Origin of the sequence: Corynebacterium lubricantis DSM 45231, from assembly GCF_000379425.1 — a bacterium.
In the GTDB taxonomy this organism is placed as follows: domain Bacteria; phylum Actinomycetota; class Actinomycetes; order Mycobacteriales; family Mycobacteriaceae; genus Corynebacterium; species Corynebacterium lubricantis.
In genome coordinates this window covers 61,334-79,038 of sequence record NZ_KB902204.1, presented here as the reverse complement: position 1 = coordinate 79,038, position 17,705 = coordinate 61,334, and the positions used below count along the sequence as shown (strand labels likewise).

At 60.1% G+C, this 17,705-nt stretch carries 14 protein-coding genes; 8 read left to right on the top strand and 6 right to left on the bottom strand.

Features of this window, described 5'->3' with window-relative positions:
- Positions 1-5: 5 nt before the first annotated feature.
- Positions 6-953 (bottom strand): asparaginase, encoded by a 948-nt coding sequence (locus A37O_RS0108425; protein WP_245533819.1) that lies wholly within the window; start codon positions 951-953, stop codon positions 6-8.
- A 119-nt stretch (positions 954-1,072) separates the two neighbouring features.
- On the opposite strand from A37O_RS0108425, the gene A37O_RS0108420 reads away from it, so the two are divergent.
- Positions 1,073-1,669 carry a WKL family lipoprotein gene (locus A37O_RS0108420; protein WP_018297066.1) on the top strand — a complete coding sequence of 199 codons (597 nt, stop codon included), beginning with the start codon at positions 1,073-1,075 and terminating at the stop codon, positions 1,667-1,669.
- A 3-nt stretch (positions 1,670-1,672) separates the two neighbouring features.
- On the opposite strand, the gene A37O_RS0108415 is transcribed toward A37O_RS0108420, so the two are convergent.
- Together A37O_RS0108415 and A37O_RS0108410 are read right to left on the bottom strand one after the other, a co-directional pair.
- Complete coding sequence (locus A37O_RS0108415; protein WP_018297065.1) at positions 1,673-3,367, bottom strand: ABC-F family ATP-binding cassette domain-containing protein; 1,695 nt, start codon at positions 3,365-3,367, stop codon at positions 1,673-1,675.
- A 70-nt stretch (positions 3,368-3,437) separates the two neighbouring features.
- Positions 3,438-4,397: an oxidoreductase gene (locus tag A37O_RS0108410; protein ID WP_245533818.1), complete on the bottom strand. Its 960-nt coding sequence runs from the start codon at positions 4,395-4,397 to the stop codon at positions 3,438-3,440.
- Between the two features lie 197 nt (positions 4,398-4,594).
- On the opposite strand from A37O_RS0108410, the gene lspA reads away from it, so the two are divergent.
- Genes lspA through A37O_RS0108395 form a run of 3 tightly spaced genes read left to right on the top strand, consistent with a single transcriptional unit; the run spans position 4,595 to position 6,605 of the window.
- Positions 4,595-5,089 carry a signal peptidase II gene (gene lspA / locus A37O_RS0108405; RefSeq protein WP_425386899.1) on the top strand — a complete coding sequence of 165 codons (495 nt, stop codon included), beginning with the start codon at positions 4,595-4,597 and terminating at the stop codon, positions 5,087-5,089.
- Positions 5,086-6,012 (top strand): RluA family pseudouridine synthase, encoded by a 927-nt coding sequence (locus tag A37O_RS0108400; RefSeq protein ID WP_018297062.1) that lies wholly within the window; start codon positions 5,086-5,088, stop codon positions 6,010-6,012. The genes lspA and A37O_RS0108400 overlap by 4 nt, the downstream gene beginning before the upstream one ends.
- Positions 6,009-6,605, top strand: a complete 597-nt coding sequence (locus A37O_RS0108395; RefSeq protein ID WP_018297061.1) for a hypothetical protein — start codon at positions 6,009-6,011, stop codon at positions 6,603-6,605. The genes A37O_RS0108400 and A37O_RS0108395 overlap by 4 nt, the downstream gene beginning before the upstream one ends.
- A gap of 21 nt (positions 6,606-6,626) precedes the next feature.
- Here the strand turns inward: A37O_RS0108395 and rarD are convergent, their stop codons facing one another.
- Entirely contained in the window at positions 6,627-7,499 is an 873-nt protein-coding gene (gene rarD / locus A37O_RS0108390) for an EamA family transporter RarD (protein ID WP_018297060.1), read from the bottom strand.
- A gap of 57 nt (positions 7,500-7,556) precedes the next feature.
- Here rarD and A37O_RS0108385 point away from each other — a divergent pair, with 57 nt between their 5' ends.
- From A37O_RS0108385 to A37O_RS0108370, 4 genes are all read left to right on the top strand, one after another.
- Positions 7,557-8,867 carry an 8-oxoguanine DNA glycosylase OGG fold protein gene (locus A37O_RS0108385; RefSeq protein WP_018297059.1) on the top strand — a complete coding sequence of 437 codons (1,311 nt, stop codon included), beginning with the start codon at positions 7,557-7,559 and terminating at the stop codon, positions 8,865-8,867.
- A 48-nt stretch (positions 8,868-8,915) separates the two neighbouring features.
- Positions 8,916-12,476, top strand: a complete 3,561-nt coding sequence (gene dnaE, locus A37O_RS0108380) for a DNA polymerase III subunit alpha (RefSeq protein ID WP_018297058.1) — start codon at positions 8,916-8,918, stop codon at positions 12,474-12,476.
- Positions 12,477-12,631: 155 nt separating this feature from the next.
- Positions 12,632-13,846: a cobalamin-independent methionine synthase II family protein gene (locus tag A37O_RS0108375; protein WP_018297057.1), complete on the top strand. Its 1,215-nt coding sequence runs from the start codon at positions 12,632-12,634 to the stop codon at positions 13,844-13,846.
- Positions 13,847-13,978: 132 nt separating this feature from the next.
- Positions 13,979-15,187, top strand: coding sequence for a cobalamin-independent methionine synthase II family protein (locus tag A37O_RS0108370; protein WP_018297056.1), 1,209 nt, complete (start codon positions 13,979-13,981; stop codon positions 15,185-15,187).
- A gap of 87 nt (positions 15,188-15,274) precedes the next feature.
- Here A37O_RS0108370 and A37O_RS0108365 read toward each other — a convergent pair whose 3' ends face one another.
- Together A37O_RS0108365 and A37O_RS0108360 are read right to left on the bottom strand one after the other, a co-directional pair.
- On the bottom strand, positions 15,275-15,628 hold the full coding sequence (locus tag A37O_RS0108365) for a hypothetical protein (protein ID WP_018297055.1): 354 nt from the start codon (positions 15,626-15,628) through the stop codon (positions 15,275-15,277).
- 91 nt (positions 15,629-15,719) lie between these two features.
- Positions 15,720-17,504: a choice-of-anchor I family protein gene (locus A37O_RS0108360; RefSeq protein ID WP_018297054.1), complete on the bottom strand. Its 1,785-nt coding sequence runs from the start codon at positions 17,502-17,504 to the stop codon at positions 15,720-15,722.
- Between the last annotated feature and the right edge of the window lie 201 nt (positions 17,505-17,705).

The following is a 17,705-nucleotide window of genomic DNA, read 5'->3' as shown; positions in this document are numbered from 1 at the left end:
CCAGATTAAGCCAGAAGGACTGCGGGATCCGTACCCGATGCGAGCGCAACCGTCAGCGCCATGCGCGCCTGGCCGGGGGAGAGATAACCCGCCGAAAGCGCGCCGAGCGAGCCCAACGTATTTCCACCGCCGGCGCCACCATAGTCGAAGGCGACCGGACCAAAAGGCACCTGCGTGGACACAACCACCGGAATTCCGGCCTGCAGACACTCGCCCAGGGCGCGCCCCATGTCGGCCGAGATGTTTCCGGCACCGAGGCCAGCGACGACGATGCCATCGGGACGCGTTGCGACGATCGCATCCACCTCGGCCCGGCCCGCGCCGGGCCACGCGGCGATAACAACAACATTTTTGCCTGCGAGACGGTGAACACCCACGGGGCGGGGACGGGAAAGTGGGGTCGTGGCAGAGGAGGTAAATGCCTGCATCTCATAAGTGTGGCGCTTCAACGCGCCGCGGGCAGGCAATGTCATCCCGCCGAAGTGAATCTGCACCCCGGGCTGCTGGGCGGGCAGTGCTGCGAGAGCAATCGCGCCCGCGAGATTCTCGGGGCCGTCCGCGTGCGGATCGTCCGCGGGTAATTGCGCTCCGGTGAGGACGACAGGGCGTTCGTCGTCAAGCATGACATCGAGCGCGAGCGCCGTCTCTGCCATGGAATCCGTGCCATGCGTCACCACGACACCGCTCGTGGTGGGATCGGCGAAAGCCTCCTGGATGTGGCCGGCGAGTTCGTCGATGTCGGCGAGCCGCATCGAGGAAGAATCGAGTGAAGTCGAATCGATCACCCTGGTAGGAATGGGTGTGCCGCTGTGCGCAATGAGCGCTGCGCCGTCGAGCGTTGGCACTCGCGCGCCTTGCGCATCGGCGGTGGAGGCGATCGTGCCGCCGGTGGCGATGACGGTGACAGTGGGGTCCGAAGTTCCGGGGAATTGCATAAGAATACAGCTTGCCATAGCGTTTTAACTTTGGCGTTTAAGTCACAAAACTGTAACGTATGGGGTAGTTATGCAAAGGCGCCCCGGCGACACCTCGGCTTTCCACGGCGCCGGAAAACCAAGTTCAAGGAGAATACGTGAACGCGAAGAAGATCTCGGCACTCATTGCAGCATTTGGCCTTTCTGTCAGCTTGGTCGCTTGCTCCAGCGATGAGGGCGAGAACGGAACCACCGAAGAGACCAGCGCCAGCGCTGCAGAGACCACGGCATCGTCTAGCGACGCACCAGAAACCGAGACCCCTGACTTGCCTTCGGCAGCGGAACTCAACGACGTGCTCGCGCGCGCCACCGATTCCAGCCTTCCAATGGAGGACCGTGTCCAGACCGTTCAGGGCGGCGAAACCGCTCCTGAGTTGTTCGACACCATGGCCATGTCCCAGGAAGAGTCTGGCGCTAACTTCCAGGTCGTCGATCCAGTTCTGCCAGGGTACGCACCAAACTCCGTGCTCACCACCGTGAACTTCACCCAGCCTGACCAGGCCACCCAGTTGGCCGAAAACGTCGAGTTCATCTACGAAGACGGTCAGTGGCAGCTCTCCCAGTCCTGGGCCTGCACCCTGATCACCAACACCGTTGAGCCTGACCAGGTACCGGAGATGTGCGCCGCGTCGGCGCCAGAGGGCGAATCGACCGACGCACCTGCTGATGCTTCGGAGCCTGCACCGGCTCAGTAAAAGCTAGTCTTCGTCGCGCCACACCTCGCTGGACCACAAGGTTTTCAGGCTGAGCAGTGTGGCGCGATTATCTTTTTGTTCCTTGCGCTTGCGCCACCGGCGACGAATCCACCGGTCGTGACTAGTCAAGATGACAGTGCCCGGGAAATCGAGCAGGGCCGACTCGAGTTCCTCGGCCAACGCGAGGGACAAGTGGTTGGTGGGCTCGTCGAGAAGCAATAAATCCGGCGGGCTGGCCAAGATGATGCCCAGCGACACGCGGCGGCGCTGCCCGAGCGAGAGGTCCTCCAGCTTTGTCTGGGATTGTGCCTCCGTCATCAGGCCCATCTCCACGAGGGAGGGAGTGCCTTTCGGCGTGCGCGCGCTGAAGATTTCCTCCGCGGTCTGGCTCAAGTCCTTCCAATCGTCGTCCTGCTCGAGGCGATCGATGGTCAGTTCCTCGGGGATGAGCAGCTCACCCTCGAAGTCGGTGATCACACCGTCGATGAGCTTGAGCAGTGTGGACTTGCCCGACCCGTTTGGCCCCTCGACGAGCAGCTGCTCCCCGGGTTGGACCTTCAAGGTCAGCGGTGCGAGCCGGTTGGGCACGGCCAGGTCCTTGGCGTTTACAGCGGGCTCACCCAATGAAGCCGTGTCGTGCTGCGGAATCCCATGGAAGCGCAGGCGCGCAGGTGGGCGCGGGATGGCGTCGCGCTCAAGTGCCTCGAGGTTGGCGCGCGCGCTGCGTAGACGATTGCCCACGGTTTTCGCAGCCCTGTCGGCAAAGAATTTCGAAGCCGCGCGAATCTCCGTCTTGTTCTCGTGGCTGTGGAAGACGTCCTCTTCCGATTGGCCGGCGGCCTTTTCTAAACGCGCACGCTCATGTTCCTGGGCGGCATAGTCACTGGCCCACCGCTGACGACGCGCCTCGCGGGCCGCAAGATAATCGGTAAAGGAACCGCTAAAACGCTGGCCCTGGCGGGTTTCTTCGCCAAAACCGCCCTCGGCGCCCAAACTGGGATCGAGATCGACAAGTCCGTCGCACGCCGTATCCAGGAAATAGCGGTCGTGGGAGGCCACCAGCACAGGCCCGGAGAATGCCTCGAGTTCGGCGACCAAGAAATCCACCGCTTCGTCGTCGAGGTGGTTGGTGGGCTCGTCGAGAACCATGCCATCGACCGGGCGCAGCAACAAGGTGGCTAGCGCGAAGCGGCGGCGTTGGCCACCGCTCATCTCACCCAAGGGGGTTGCAAGGTCCACGTTGGCAAGTCCCAGACCAGCCAACACCGTGGAAATGCGAGTTTCCAACTCCCAGACACCGGAGGACTCGGCACGCGCGAGGGCGATATCGAATTGGTCAGCAAGACCTGGGGCATCGGGGTCGGAGGCCATGGTCTCGGAAAGCACGCCAATGGTACGTTCGATGTCGCGGAGTTCTTCCACGGCTTCGTCGATAAGCGCTGCTGCGGGTGCCGTGAACGGCAAGGACGTCTCCTGTGCGATAAAGCCCGTGATCTCTGGAGTAATAATCGTGCCAACATCGGGCACGAGGTCTCCAGCGATCAGCGAGAGGAGTGTGGATTTTCCTGAACCATTTTCGCCGATGAGACCGGTGACAGATCCTGAGGGCACCGGGAAGGAAATATCGGTGAGCACACGATTGCCACCAGGATAGGAGAATGACACTCCGTCGACGTTGAAGTGTTGTGGAGCAACCATGGTGACACCCTTCCGGCAGGAGAGACAACTGTACCTGTAACTCTACTTCCTGCAGCGGGAGTGCAGGTACTTACGACTGATACTGGATACTTGCGCCTTGATCCTGGACGATCCGGAAATCAGCCTGATCGCCCGCATAGACGACGCGCGTTGTGCTGGTGATGCCGCCGGCAACAGGAATGGGCGAATCAAAATCGACCGTCAGACTGCCCTCGGAGGAAGTATTCGAGCTCTCCACCTTCAGCGACTGGCCCGCCAGCTCGGGGTTGGTGGTCTCGTCGAAATTCAGCGTCGCTTGGGCAGGGCGCTCCTCGATGGAGACATCCAAGTCAACGGAATCGGCACTCAGTGCGGTGACCGTATACGTGGTGGTCCGCAACATTGTGGTGTCGCCGGTGACGCGTGATTCCACCGTCCACGATCCGCCCTCGCCAATTTCTTCGGTGGGGAAAATGACGTTCGAGGTCAATACGGTGAGCATGCCGGCCTCCGCGGCCGCGCGGCCCTCGTCTTCGGATTCGTCGGGGGAGAGCAGTTTCAGCGTGCTGACGCGTCCCGGGTCCGTGGCGCGCCAGGACATAAGGAACCCGTTCGCGGTGTCGAGGTCTTCCTGGATCCGAGGTGCTTGGGCGGTGGTTCCATCGAGGGTGAAGTCCACTTTTCGCGTGGCGTCAATCTCTTCTTCACCCGGTGCGGGGGCAGGGGTGGTCTGCGCGCTGAGGCGGAACTCCGTGGGCTCGAACCCGAAGTCCGCGGGAGCTTGGGTATCCAGTGCGCTCGAGGCGACGACGGCCTGATCGAAACCGTCAGCGATATCGAGGGTGTACTGCTGAGTCGTGGCTTCTGCACCTTCTTCTGCGCCGTCTGCTGGAAGATCGCTGTAGCGCAGCACTTGCGGGTTGGTACCCACTTCGACGATATTAACGCGGGCCACGTCCACCGAGAACGCCGGAACTTCCGCTAGCGGATCCGGTTCTTGACTACACGCTGCAAGGACTAAAGCGCTGGAGAGAACAAGGGGCGTTAACACACGTCGAAATTGCACACCTTTGAAACTACCTCACCGGACTTCCACTGCCATGAATGGTGAGCGGTTTGGCAGCAAAGCCGAAGCAATAGTTCGAAACGGGTGGGTTAGCACTAATGTGGTGGGAGATGGTCGAGGATAATGGGAAAGTACGTAATGCGCAGGGCGAGAAATCGCGTCGCGGCTATAACCGAGCGCGCATGGTGGGTGGCATGGTGGCAATCATCATTGTCATTGCAGCGATAGACCAACTGGTCAAGCAATTCATGCTGAGTTGGTTGGAGCCTGGCGTTCCCGTCCCCATTATCGGCGACTGGTTCCGCTTCTACCTGCTGTTTAATCCCGGTGCGGCCTTTTCTATGGGGCAGGATTCTACCTGGCTGTTCACCACGATCCAGCTGGTCTTCGTTGTCGGCGTGCTCATTGCTGCGCCCCGAATCAAGGACAAGTGGCAGGCGCTGGGACTAGCGCTGCTGGCCGGTGGCGCGCTGGGCAACCTGTGTGACCGGCTATTCCGCGAGCCCGGCTTCTGGTTCGGCCACGTTGTGGATTACATCTCCGTGGGCAACTTCGCCGTATTCAACATCGCCGACGCATCGATTACCGTGGGCGTGATCATCTTTGTCCTGGCCATTCTCTTCGAAGATTGGGGAGAAAGCCGGAAGCAGAAGCAGTCCGCAGAGGAAACCCTATGAGCGGAGACTTTCGCCGGATGGTGATCCCCGATACCTTCGAAGGGATGCGTGTCGACGCTGCCGTGGCCAAGATTTTTGGGATTTCCCGCAGCGTTGCCGCCGAGATCTCAGCAGCCGGAGATGTGCTCGTGGACGGAAACTCCGTGACCAAATCCGACCGCTTGCGAGAAGGGGTCGTTTTGGAAGTGACCCTGCCCGAACCCAAAACCCCACCGATGCCGAAGGAAGAAATTGTCGAGGGCCTAGACATCCTGTACGAGGATCGCGACGTCATCGCGGTGAACAAACCTGTCGGCGTTGCCGCGCATCCGACTGTGGGATGGGAGGGCCCCACCGTGGTCGGCGGGCTGGCGGCCGCAGGCTACCGGATTTCCACCTCCGGCCCGCCCGAGCGACAAGGCATCGTGCAGCGACTAGATGTGGGAACCTCCGGGGTGATGGTTGTTGCCGCCAGCGAGCTGGGCTACTCCGTGCTCAAGCGCGCTTTTAAGGAGCGCACGGTGACGAAGACGTATCACGCGGTCGTCCAGGGTTTGCCCGATCCCATTGTCGGCACCATTGACGCACCGATTGGTCGGCATCCGTCGTCGGGCTGGAAGTTTGCCGTGACCAGCGACGGTAAAGCCGCCGTGACACACTACGAGGTTCTCGAGGCCTTCCGCGAAGCCAGCCTGATTGAAGTACACCTGGAAACGGGCCGGACCCACCAGATCCGTGTGCACATGTCGGCCATCGGGCACCCGTGCGTGGGCGATCCCATGTACGGCTCCGATCCCAACCTGGCCAAGCGCGTGGGCCTGGACCGGCAGTGGCTTCACGCCGTGCGCTTGGGTTTCAACCATCCGCGCACTGGAGACTTTATGGAAGTCGAGTCGCCGTACCCCGACGACTTGGCCAACGCCCTCAAGGAGATGCGGGGATGAATTCCTTTAACAGGGGCCGAGTCGCCCTCGCCTTCATCTGCGTGATTGCCTTTGTGGCACTGGTGTTTTACCTCGGGGCGCGCACGCCTGCTCCGGAACCCATCAACGGGGATCAGCTCGGGCAACATAACGGCGAATCCTTCGCCGACTACTCCGAGCGCGCCTCCGCCTCTGTCGAAGCACTCGATCCAGCGAGCGAGGAAAATTCCTATGCGCTGGTCGCCTTTACCGATTCGCTGACCCCTGAAGAAGCCGCCAACCAGCTCACCGAGGTCGAGCGCGTCAGTGCGATGACAATCGGCGTGGCCTCGGCCCGCGCGCTGCCCGAGCCCATCGCGGGCGAGGATCGCGCCGACGTGTTCCAGCGCGACCTCGACCGCATCGCGTACAGCCTCCAGGGCATCGGCGACGTGCCCGTGCCCGAGCGCATCGATGCGGTTGTGGTGTGGGACGATCCCGCAACGCTTCGCTCGCTTTACGACGAGCCCTACGTGGCCACCGTGGAGGCGCTCCCCTCGGACGCTGCCTGGGGAATGTTTGGGATCCAACCCGTTAACGTGCACTCCGAGTTCAACGGGGTCCCAGCGGTCTAACCTGCCGCATAATCTGCTCGCTTATTCGGTGTGGCGAACCGATTTGCGTTCTTTTTGCCAGCGCACGATATCCCAAAGATAGAGGGCCACGGCAATCCAGATGATGATAAAGCCCGTCCAGCGCGACGCGGAGAGCTGCTCGTTGGTCACAAAGAGCGCCCACAGCATCTGCATGGTCGGTGTGACATATTGCAGCATGCCAATCGTGGTCAGTGGGAGGAGCTTGGCGGCCTTGCCGTAGAACAACAACGGCAGGACCGTCACCACGCCGGAGACGATGAGCAAGAGCGAGTGGGACGCACCCTCGGTGAAGAAGGTGCCCTGACCAGAGCCCTCCAGCCAGGTCAGATAGATCAGGGCCAGAGGCATCATCGCAATGGTTTCACCAGCCAGCGAAGTGGTGGGCGACAGCGAGATCCGCTTCTTCGCCAGTCCGTAGAGACCGAAGCTGAGCGTGAGCCCCAGGGCCATGATCGGTGCCTGCTCCGCGAAGAAGAGCAACCACACCACACCGACGGCGGCGATGGACACTGCACCTACTTGGAATTTGCGTAGCCGCTCGCCGAGGAAGAGCACGCCCAAAAGCACCGAGAACAACGGGTTAATGAAGTAGCCCAGAGCGGCATCGGCCACGTGGCCGGAGTTGACCGCCACGACGTAAATGCCCCAGTTCGCGGTGATCAACGCGCCAGAGAGCACGAGCTGCAGCCAGGTCTTCGGTCCGGCGTCGCGAAGTTCGCGCCAGCCCTTGGTGAAGAAAAGGACAATCGCCATGATGATGGCGGCCCACAAAATGCGGTGCGCCAGGATCTCCAACGGACCAGCCGGCAGCAACAGAGGGAAGAAAGCGGGAAAGAGTCCCCACATCACATAGGCAATGAGTCCGTAAGTCACAAGGTGGGACCTTACTCCCTGGCAATGGACTAAACCATCCGCGCTACCATCTAGGACGTGACTGATCCCGAGAACCCGCAGACCCCGGACCACCCAGCGCTTCCTGCATGGTTGGCTCTCCACATCGGTAGAACCCCCATGCTCGAGGACTACCCCTTGAACCGGGCAGGAATGAACCGACTGCTCAAGGCAGCCAAAATCTCCTACCGCCTGCCGAGGACCTCCATATCAGTAACTGAGATTGCCGAATCAGCCGCAGCTGCCCCCACGGACCCGCATCAGGCCCAACAGCTCATGGTCCAAATTATTGCCTCGGTCTCCGCGACCTCCCTGCGCAACAATAAAGCCCGACTCGCCGCCATCTCGGGCACCGATGCTCAAACAACGCTGCAGGAAATCGCGGCTCTCGCCAACGACGATGTTCTCGCCGCCTATGCGAAATTCCGCACCGGCACGCGCAACACCTTCAGCCACATCGGCCCGGCCATTTTCACGCGCTACTTGGCCGCGATTACTCCCGAGGCCTTCGTCCTCGATACCCAAGTGGCCACCACCTTGCACCGCGCAGGCATCGCGATCGACCCCACAGGACCGTGGTCCGTGCAAAGCTACCGCGCCTACATCGACACCCTGTACTGGTGGGCAGGTGAATACCATGACCCCGCCGATCTTGAACTCGCCCTGTTGAACTGCCCGCGTGCCGACACACCGACCACGTTTACCGGAGACACCGGCAGGATCCTCGCGCACTTATTAGGCGAAGACCTTCCGGCGCCCACCACCTGGGGCCTGACCACGCTGGACAAGAAATTCGGACCGCTTCACCCCGGCACGGTCTCCGCTATCACGGGAGAGCAGGGCAGTGGTGTGTCCTCGCTCATGCGCACCATCGCCCTGGGCAATGCACGCCGGGGTGTCACCGTCGACCTGATCACCTCGCTCGACCCGGGCGAAGCCTGGGCGCTGCTGCTTGCCGGAGCCACCGGGGTCCCGGTGACGGAGCTGACGAACCGGGACAATACCGGGAGGGCACATGCGATCGTCGATAAGGCGCCGCAGCTCGCGGGCACCGTGCGAATCCTCGCCGCGCCGGATCCCGAGTCGCCCGCGGATGTGCTTCTCGACGATCGGCCCACCGCCACCGTGCCCGCCGCGCGCCGAGGAGTGGCGCAGGTCTATGCCTGGGCGGATGCGAACCCGCCGGAGGGTGATCTGGATGCTTTCGTACGCCTGGAACGCCCCGACCTCAACGAGCCCGATCATCCCCGCGCCGGGGAGATCGACGCATACGATGTTTTAAATAACACCGGTGTGGTCTTAGGTAACGCGCTGCACCTGGGAAGGCTTGTTGACCTGGGGAAACGTTAGGAAATCTGCGGGGTTTGGAACTCTTGACAGCTGGACTAGACTACGGGCATGGCTAAGAACTCCTCGTTTGTCCACCTGCACAACCACACAGAGTTTTCCATGTTGGACGGCATGTGCAAGGTGGATTTACTCGCGGAGGAAGTCCACCGGCAGGGCATGCCCGCCGTGGGCATGACGGACCACGGCAACATGTTTGGTTCGAATGCCTTTTATAAGGCGATGGTCGATGCCGATGTGAAGCCGATCATCGGTATTGAGGCCTACATGGCGCCGGAATCGCGCTTCAATAAAAAGCGCGTGCTGTGGGGCACGCCGGATCAAAAACGCGACGACGTATCGGCGTCGGGCGCGTACCTGCACCAAACCATGATCGCGGAAAACGCGACCGGTCTACATAACTTGTTTAAGTTGTCGTCGTTGGCGTCCTACGAGGGCCAGCTGGGCAAGTGGCCACGCATGGATGCGGAGCTGATCGCCGAACATGCTGATGGCATCATTGCTACCACCGGCTGTCCCTCAGGAGATGTACAGACCAGGCTTCGCCTCGGCCAATACGACGAGGCACTGGAAGCCGCCGCGATGTGGCAGGACATCTACGGCAAGGATAACTACTTCCTGGAATTGATGGACCACGGGCTGTCCATTGAAAATCGTGTGCGCGAGGATCTTCTGCGCATTGGTAAAGCTCTTGATCTGCCGCCACTGGTGACTAATGACTGCCACTACGTGCTGGAATCCCAGGCGCCTGCTCATGAGGCAATGCTGTGCGTACAAACGGGCAAGACCCTGCTCGACCAAGACCGTTTCAAGTTTGATGGTTCCGGTTACTACATCAAGTCCGCCGAGCAGATGCGCGATTTGTGGGACGACATGGTGCCCGATGGCTGCGACAACACGCTGTGGGTAGCCGAGCGCGTCCAGGATTACGGTGAAATCTGGGAGGAGCACACCCACGACCGCATGCCGATTGCGGACGTGCCCGAGGGATTCACCCCGACGACGTGGCTGCACCACGAGGTCATGGATGGCCTTCGCGATCGTTTCGACGGTGGGGAAGTGCCACAGGACTATATCGACCGCGCCGAGTACGAGATCGAGGTCATTGACGGCAAGGGCTACCCTTCGTACTTCCTGATCGTCGCCGAGATTATTAAGCACGCCCGCTCCATCGGCATTCGTGTCGGACCTGGGCGTGGTTCCGCTGCAGGCTCGCTGGTGGCTTATGCGATGACCATTACCAATATCGACCCGATGGAACACGGCCTGCTGTTTGAGAGGTTTTTGAACCCAGAGCGACCATCCGCACCCGATATTGATATTGACTTCGATGATCGCCGCCGCGGCGAGATGATCACCTATGCTGCCGAGCGGTGGGGCGAGGACAAGATCGCCCAGGTGATCACGTTCGGTACCGTGAAAACGAAACAGGCCGTCAAGGACGCCGCGAAGGTCAACTACGGCCAGCCCGGTTTCCAAATGGCTGACCGGATCAACGGCGCGCTTCCTCCCGCCGTCATGGCGAAGGATATTCCGCTTTCGGGCATCATGGATCCGGAGCATCCGCGGTACGGGGAAGCCACCGAGGTGCGCAACATGATCGAGACCGACCCTGACGTGTCGAAGATCTACGAAACGGCGCGCGGACTTGAAGGCGTGGTTCGCCAGGCCGGTGTGCACGCCTGTGCGGTGATTATGGCCTCTGTGCCACTGATGGATCACATCCCCATGTGGAAGCGTCCCGCCGACGGCGCGCTTATTACCGGCTGGGACTACCCTGCCTGTGAGGCCATCGGCCTTTTGAAGATGGACTTCCTGGGTCTGCGCAACCTCACCGTGTTGGGCGACGCCGTGGAAAATATTAAGAAGAACCGCGGGGAGGAGATTGACCTCGACGCGTTGACCACGGACGATCCGGCTGTCTACGAATTGCTGGGGCGCGGTGACACGCTGGGTGTCTTCCAGCTCGACGGTGGCGGCATGCAGGAGCTACTCAAGCGCATGAAGCCAACGGGCTTCAACGATATTGTCGCGTCGTTGGCGCTGTATCGCCCGGGCCCGATGGGTGTGAACGCCCACTGGGATTACGCGGACCGCAAGAACGGCCGTAAACCGATCACCCCGATCCACCCTGAGCTGGAAGAACCACTCAAGGACATCCTGGGAGAGACCTATGGTCTTATCGTCTACCAGGAGCAGATCATGGAGATCTCGCGCAAGCTGGCTAACTACACGGCTGGCGAGGCAGACGGTTTCCGTAAGGCGATGGGTAAGAAGAAGCCCGAGGTGCTGGCGAAGGAGTACGAGAAATTCTCCAACGGCATGTTTAGTAACGGCTACTCCAAGGAAGCCGTCGACGCGCTCTGGGGAACCATCGAGCCTTTCGCATCCTACGCGTTTAACAAGTCCCACGCCGCGGGCTACGCGCTCGTGTCTTACTGGACCGGCTATCTCAAGGCGAACTACACGGCTGAGTACATGGCCGCACTGTTGACCTCGGTGGGTGATAAGAAGGACAAGTCGGCGATCTATTTGTCGGACTGTCGTCACCTGGGTATTAAGGTGTTGCCGCCAGATGTCAATGAGTCCGAGCAGGACTTCATGGCTGTGGGCAAGGACATCCGCTATGGTTTGGCCGCGATCCGCAACGTCGGCCGCGAAGTCGTGGATTCGATCATGGAGTCGCGCCGAACCAAGGGCAACTTCACGTCGTTCTCGGACTACTTGGACAAGATCGACCTCGTGCCCTGTAACAAGCGCATCACTGAATCGCTGATTAAAGCTGGTGCCTTCGATTCCTTGGGGCATTCCCGCAAGGGGCTCATGCTCGTCCAAGAAGACGCCGTGGATTCGGTGCTGACCACGAAGAAGGCGGCCGACAAGGGGCAATTCGACCTGTTCGCGGGCTTCGGCGGAGACGACAGCGAGGCCAGCAACGTATTCAAGATCGATGTGCCTGACGACGAATGGGACCGCAAACACAAGCTTGCCCTGGAACGCGACATGCTGGGCATGTACGTCTCCGGCCACCCACTCGACGGATACGAGGAGGCGCTAGAAGCACAGACGGATACACCGCTGACAACGGTGCTCTCTGGGGAGCTGCGCAATGGCACGGATGTGGTGATCGGCGGTATCGTCTCCGCTGTTGACCGTCGGTTCTCGAAGAAAGATGGATCTCCCTGGGCGATTATTACCCTGGAAGACCACCACGGAGCCCAGGTGGAGGTGCTCGTATTCTCCAAGGCGTATTCGCTTGCCGCACCGCAGCTGGTGGAAGACAACATCTTGTTGGTCTCCGCGCGTGTGTCTATCCGCGACGACCGCATGAGCTTATTTGGCGACGACGTCCGCGTACCCGAGCTCGGGCCAGGCAACGGTGCTGGATTGCCGCTGCGTCTGACGTTGCGCACCGAGCAGTGCACGATGGATAACATCGCGAAGCTGAAAAATGTGTTGGCGAATAACCCCGGCGAATCCGACGTGTATCTCAACCTCGTCCACGGTGATTCTTCCCAGCTCATGGTGCTTGGCGATCACCTGCGCGTCGAGCGCTCCGGCAGCCTCATGGGGGACTTGAAGGCCACGATGGGAGCAGGAATCCTCGGCTAAACCCGTGAATAAAATTCCGCGATTGATACTCTTTTCAGCCGTTTTTCATTAGGCTGTGGAAGCAACGGTCGCATAAACCCGGAGCCCCGGTCGCACTGTCAAGATCACGTCAATGTGTTCTGTACATTTTTCGACAAGCGAAAGGGGCTCTAACTATGTCTCGTATCCTGACCACCCATGTGGGATCACTGCCACGCACGAAAGAACTGCTCGACGCGAACAAGCGACGCTCGCAGGGAAACATCAGCGACGCAGAATACGCACAGATCATTGAGGATTCGGCCCGGCAGGTCGTCGCAAAGCAGTTTGAACTCGGCATCGACATTGTCAACGAGGGCGAGTACGGCCACGCGATGGGCTCCGAGGTCAACTACGGCGCGTGGTGGAACTACATTTTCCCACGCCTGTCCGGTCTTGAAGTTGTCTCCCGCGAGCGCATCGAGGCGGCACTGGCGAAGCAGCCAACCAACAAGGTCACGCTCTCTGAGTTCACCCAGCGCCGCGACTTCGCGGCCTTCGCCGACGTGTACGCCACCACCGAAGCCGGCGATGCCTCGAAGAACGCTGATATCGACGTCCGTGATTTCCCTGCCGTGACCGGCCCGATTTCTTATATTGGCCAGGACGAAGTGGCCCGCGACGTGAAGCTGTTAAAGGACGCGCTGGCCGCGAATAACTCGGATAATAAGGGCTTCATCGCTTCCGTGTCTCCGGGCTCGGCCGTGCGTTTGACCAACGAATACTACGAGGACGACGACGCTGCAGTCCTGGCATCCGCTCCCGCGATGCACGAAGAATACAAGGCCATCACGGATGCGGGCTTCGACCTGCAGCTCGACGCGCCCGACCTCGCGGAATCCTGGGACCAGATCAACCCGGCTCCGACGGTCGAGGGATACCAAGAATTCCTCAAGGTCCGTGTGGACGCCCTAAACCAGGCCATCGAGGGCCTGCCGAAGGAACAGATTCGTCTGCACATCTGCTGGGGCTCCTGGCACGGCCCGCACTCCACCGACATTCCTTTCGGCGAGATCATCGACGTGCTCATGGAAGCCAAGGTGGGCGGCATGTCGTTTGAGGCTGCCGGCCCACGCCACGCGCACGAGTGGCGCGTGTGGGAGAACCGCACCCTGCCTGCGGGCTATAAGCTCTACCCAGGTGTGATTTCGCATAACACGAACGCGCTGGAGCACCCCGACCTGGTGGCCGATCGGATCGTCCAATTCGCCGAGGTTGTCGGCGCGGACAACGTGATCGCCTCGTCGGACTGCGGCCTCGGTGGTCGCCTGCACCGCGACATCGCGTGGGCAAAGCTGGATTCGTTAGTCCAGGGCGCGAAGATTGCCTCCCAGCGCCTCTACGGCGCGTAAGTGAATAAAATTCGGAGAGGGCAGTAAACACCGCGCGATCCGTACATTAGAATGGCACGATGCGAGCCTGTAATTCCGGAGCCCCGGCCTGGCTGCCATTTCCGACTATAAATTTTGGAGACAGAGACGTATATGTCAGTAAATAAGATTCGTACCACCCACGTGGGCTCCCTGCCACGCACCCCTGAGCTGCTCGAAGCAAACAAGCGCCGCGCTGAGGGCACCATCGAGGACGCAGAGTTCTTCGAGATTCTGCAGAAGGCATCCGATGACGTGGTCAAGCGTCAGGTTGACCTGGGCATCGACATTGTCAACGAGGGCGAGTACGGCCACATCACCTCCGGCGCGATCGATTACGGCGCTTGGTGGAACTACTCCTTCTCCCGCCTCGGCGGCCTGACCATGACCGACGAGGATCGTTGGGCATCCCAGGAAGTCAAGCGCTCCACCCCGGGCAACATCGAGCTGACCAGCTTCTCCGATCGCCGCGACCGCGTCATCTTCGCCGATGCCTACAATGATCCTGATTCCGGCATCTTCACCGGCCGTGCCAAGGTCGGCAACCCAAAGTTCACCGGTGAGGTCACCTACATCGGCCAGGACGACGTCGAGGCAGACGCCAAGTTCCTGCGCCACGCTGTAGACAACGCCGGTGCAGCCGACGGCTTCATCGCAGCTTTGTCCCCAGGATCCGCAGCTCGTTTGAAAAACGAGTACTACGCAACTGACGCCGAGCTCGTCCAAGCATGTGCTGACGCGCTGTCGCATGAGTACAAGGGCATCACCGACGCTGGCTTCACCGTGCAGCTCGACGCGCCTGACCTGGCTGAATCCTGGGACCAGATCAACCCAGAGCCAACGCTTGAGGATTACCGCGCATGGCTGCGCATCCGCGTCGACGCTATCAACTCCGCGTTGGAGGGCCTGCCAAAGGAGCAGACTCGTCTGCACATCTGCTGGGGCTCCTGGCACGGACCACACACCACCGACATCGAGTTCGGTGACATCATCGACGAGATCCTGCGCGCCGACGTCGGCGGCTACTCCTTCGAGGGTGCGTCTCCTCGCCACGGCCACGAGTGGCGCGTGTGGGAGAACGGCAAGCTTCCTGCGGGCAAGCTGATCTACCCAGGTGTGGTGTCCCACTCCACCAACGCTGTTGAGCACCCACGCCTGGTTGCCGACCGCATCATTCAGTTCGCTGAGGTCGCTGGCCCAGAAAACGTTGTTGCGTCCACCGACTGTGGCTTGGGCGGTCGCCTGCACCACCAAATCGCATGGGCAAAGCTTGAGTCCCTGGTCAAGGGTGCCGAGATCGCTTCCAAGGAGCTATTCGGCTAAGCATTCGCTTGACGACGACAAAAGAGGCGCGGTTTCCACCTGCTGGGGTGGAAACCGCGCCTTTTGCTTGCTCGCGAATCTTAAGTTTTAGCGCAAGAAACCTGGGTCGAAATAGCGGATGATAGGGACTGCCACCGCGACAGCCTGGGTAACTGCAGCGACGATGGTCAGAACCAAGCTGATCTGAGCGATCGTGTTTTCAGTCTCCGGGCTAATCCGGGTCATTTCCACCAGCTTGCTGGAGCCAGTAGCGTCGCCGGCATCGGCACCGGGCTCAGCCGGATCGGTTGGGTCGGTGGTATCGGTGTTAGCCGAAGAACCAGAGGACAGGGAAGCGATCGAGGAAGACTCCTCAGGAGCTTCCTGGGCAGAGACAGTGCCAACGCCAGCAAGGGCAGTGGCCGCAATGGTTGCGACAGCAAGAGACAGACGACGTTTCACAGGAAACTCCTACGGGGGTTTTAGAGATCAGGAATGAAAACTAATATAGCGCACCCGTGGAGTTCTGTATTGGTGGAATTAGCTTTTTGTTCTACTTCGAGGATCCGAAGGAGCTACCCGACGACAGGTTCGAGGAGCCGCTGGACTGTGCCGAGCCCTCATTGGAGTCATCGTCCTGGTCGTCCAGGAGGTCATCGACCTGCCACACGGTCGTGGTGCCAGAGACTTCATTGCCCACGATCACGAGGTTCTTCTGGTTCGGGGAATCCTTCGCTGCCACGAACGCGAGGCCCTCCGGACCAAGGTCACCAGCCTTAGGAAGGTTCTCCGCGGTTGCCACAGGATCGTCCTCGAAATCTTCCATGGAGATGGCGAAGTCGCGGTTGTTGGCGTAGGTGACGTACTCCGCGTTTGCTGGATCGGTGATGTCGTAGACGATGATGCCACCGATGCGCTCAAAGCCGACGAAAGCGTAGGTGCGATCGCCGATCACACCCAGGGTCAAGCCCTCTGGCTCTGGGCCCTTATCGTCGGAACGGCCTTCGAAGTTGGATTCGGAGTGATTGGAGTTGAAGAAGTCCGGGATGGTCTTCGCGGTGATCTCTTCAAAATCAGAGCCAGAATCGTAAACCAGGGTGCCGTCTGCGGTGAAGATGGAGAAGCTACGGGCACCGTAGTTGTACACCTCTTCGTAGCAGTCCTTCTCTTCGTTGTATCCGAAGGCCAGGGAGATGTTCTGACGGCCTGCGCCCGCGTCGGACTGGAAGAATTCGATCTCTTCTGCGGTCATACCCTGGAAGTCCTCGCAGAGAGCTGGTTCCTTCACACCGTTGAGGTCCTTGAGACGAGCCTCTTCAGAGTAACCGTCCCAGTCACGTGCGTCGCCTTCATTTGCGGTGACGATGTATGTTTGACCACCGACCTCGTAGGACCCAATCGAGTCCGGCTGGCGGATGGACTTGAAGGGGAACTTGTTGGTGATATTGATGCTACCGTCGCGGTCCGAAGGGTCAAAGGGGACCTCGGTGCGGTCGACGTAGCCCAATGGCCAGATCTTGTCTACAGAAGCCGTTGCGATATCAATGACGGCAATCGCATTGTTTTCCTGCAGCGAGACATATGCCTTATCGCCGGAAACCGTGATGTACTCGGGCTCCAGGTTTTGTGCAACGGTGGTGGAGTCGCCGACCTGGCCGAAGATGTGCACACCCTCAGGAAGGGCGCCTTCTGCATTGAATGCCTGGAAGTCCGCGGTGCGCACCTGCTCCCGAGTGGAGGCAGACAGGTCGTCGTTAAGCTCGACGACGGAGACGGAACCCTCAGGATCGTAGGAGTAATCCTCGGCTGGTTCGCCCTCGTTCGCAACGAGGGCGTAGGTGCCTTCGTCGTCAATCGTGACAGCGTCCGGCAGAGCGCCGACTCCGACACGACCCAGGACGATGCCTGGGGTAGCTTCTGCAGCGTCAAAGAAGATCAGCTCGCCGTCATCGGTCTTGTTGGCAGGCTCGACGGTGGCTACTGCCAAGCCGTCCTCGCGAACAGCGACCGAGTTGATGGTGGTTCCTTCTCCACCGGAGACGGATCCGATCAAAGAAAGCTGAGTCGGATCGCTGGCATCGAGGACATCAATCTGACCGGACTGTGCGTTGACGGTCAGGATGCGCTGCGAGTCAGCATGGAACGCGACGATCTCTGCTGCAGAAGCATCGAATACACCGGACTCGTAGGATCCGATCGCATTCAGAGAAACAGATGGGTTGGCAACGCTATCTTCGTAAACGTTATCCACGATGGCAGCGTGAGCGGGGACAGAAACGAGCGCAAGCGAGGTTGCAGCTGCGGCGGCAATGGCAATGCCACGGCGACGAATAGACACGGGGAGTACCTCTCAAATAATGACAGATCAAAAATTTACATGAACCTATACATTTCTATTACCTGAAAGTAAGCTGGCAATGGCATGAAGGTGGACCAATGGTTGAGTGCACGTGAACACTAAGTGACGTGTCACCACGAACTGCACCGTTGAACGGGACACAGTTCCGGATTGAAATGACAAAGGGTCTAAACTAATTAC

Coding starts and splice junctions, on each gene's coding strand:
- A37O_RS0108375 (WP_018297057.1), top strand. CDS start 12,632: ATGTCTCGTATCCTGACCACCCATGTGGGATCACTGCCACGCACGAAA.
- A37O_RS0108395 (WP_018297061.1), top strand. CDS start 6,009: ATGAATTCCTTTAACAGGGGCCGAGTCGCCCTCGCCTTCATCTGCGTG.
- A37O_RS0108370 (WP_018297056.1), top strand. CDS start 13,979: ATGTCAGTAAATAAGATTCGTACCACCCACGTGGGCTCCCTGCCACGC.
- lspA (WP_425386899.1), top strand. CDS start 4,595: ATGGTGGGTGGCATGGTGGCAATCATCATTGTCATTGCAGCGATAGAC.
- dnaE (WP_018297058.1), top strand. CDS start 8,916: ATGGCTAAGAACTCCTCGTTTGTCCACCTGCACAACCACACAGAGTTT.
- A37O_RS0108415 (WP_018297065.1), bottom strand. CDS start 3,367: ATGGTTGCTCCACAACACTTCAACGTCGACGGAGTGTCATTCTCCTAT.
- A37O_RS0108425 (WP_245533819.1), bottom strand. CDS start 953: ATGGCAAGCTGTATTCTTATGCAATTCCCCGGAACTTCGGACCCCACT.
- A37O_RS0108400 (WP_018297062.1), top strand. CDS start 5,086: ATGAGCGGAGACTTTCGCCGGATGGTGATCCCCGATACCTTCGAAGGG.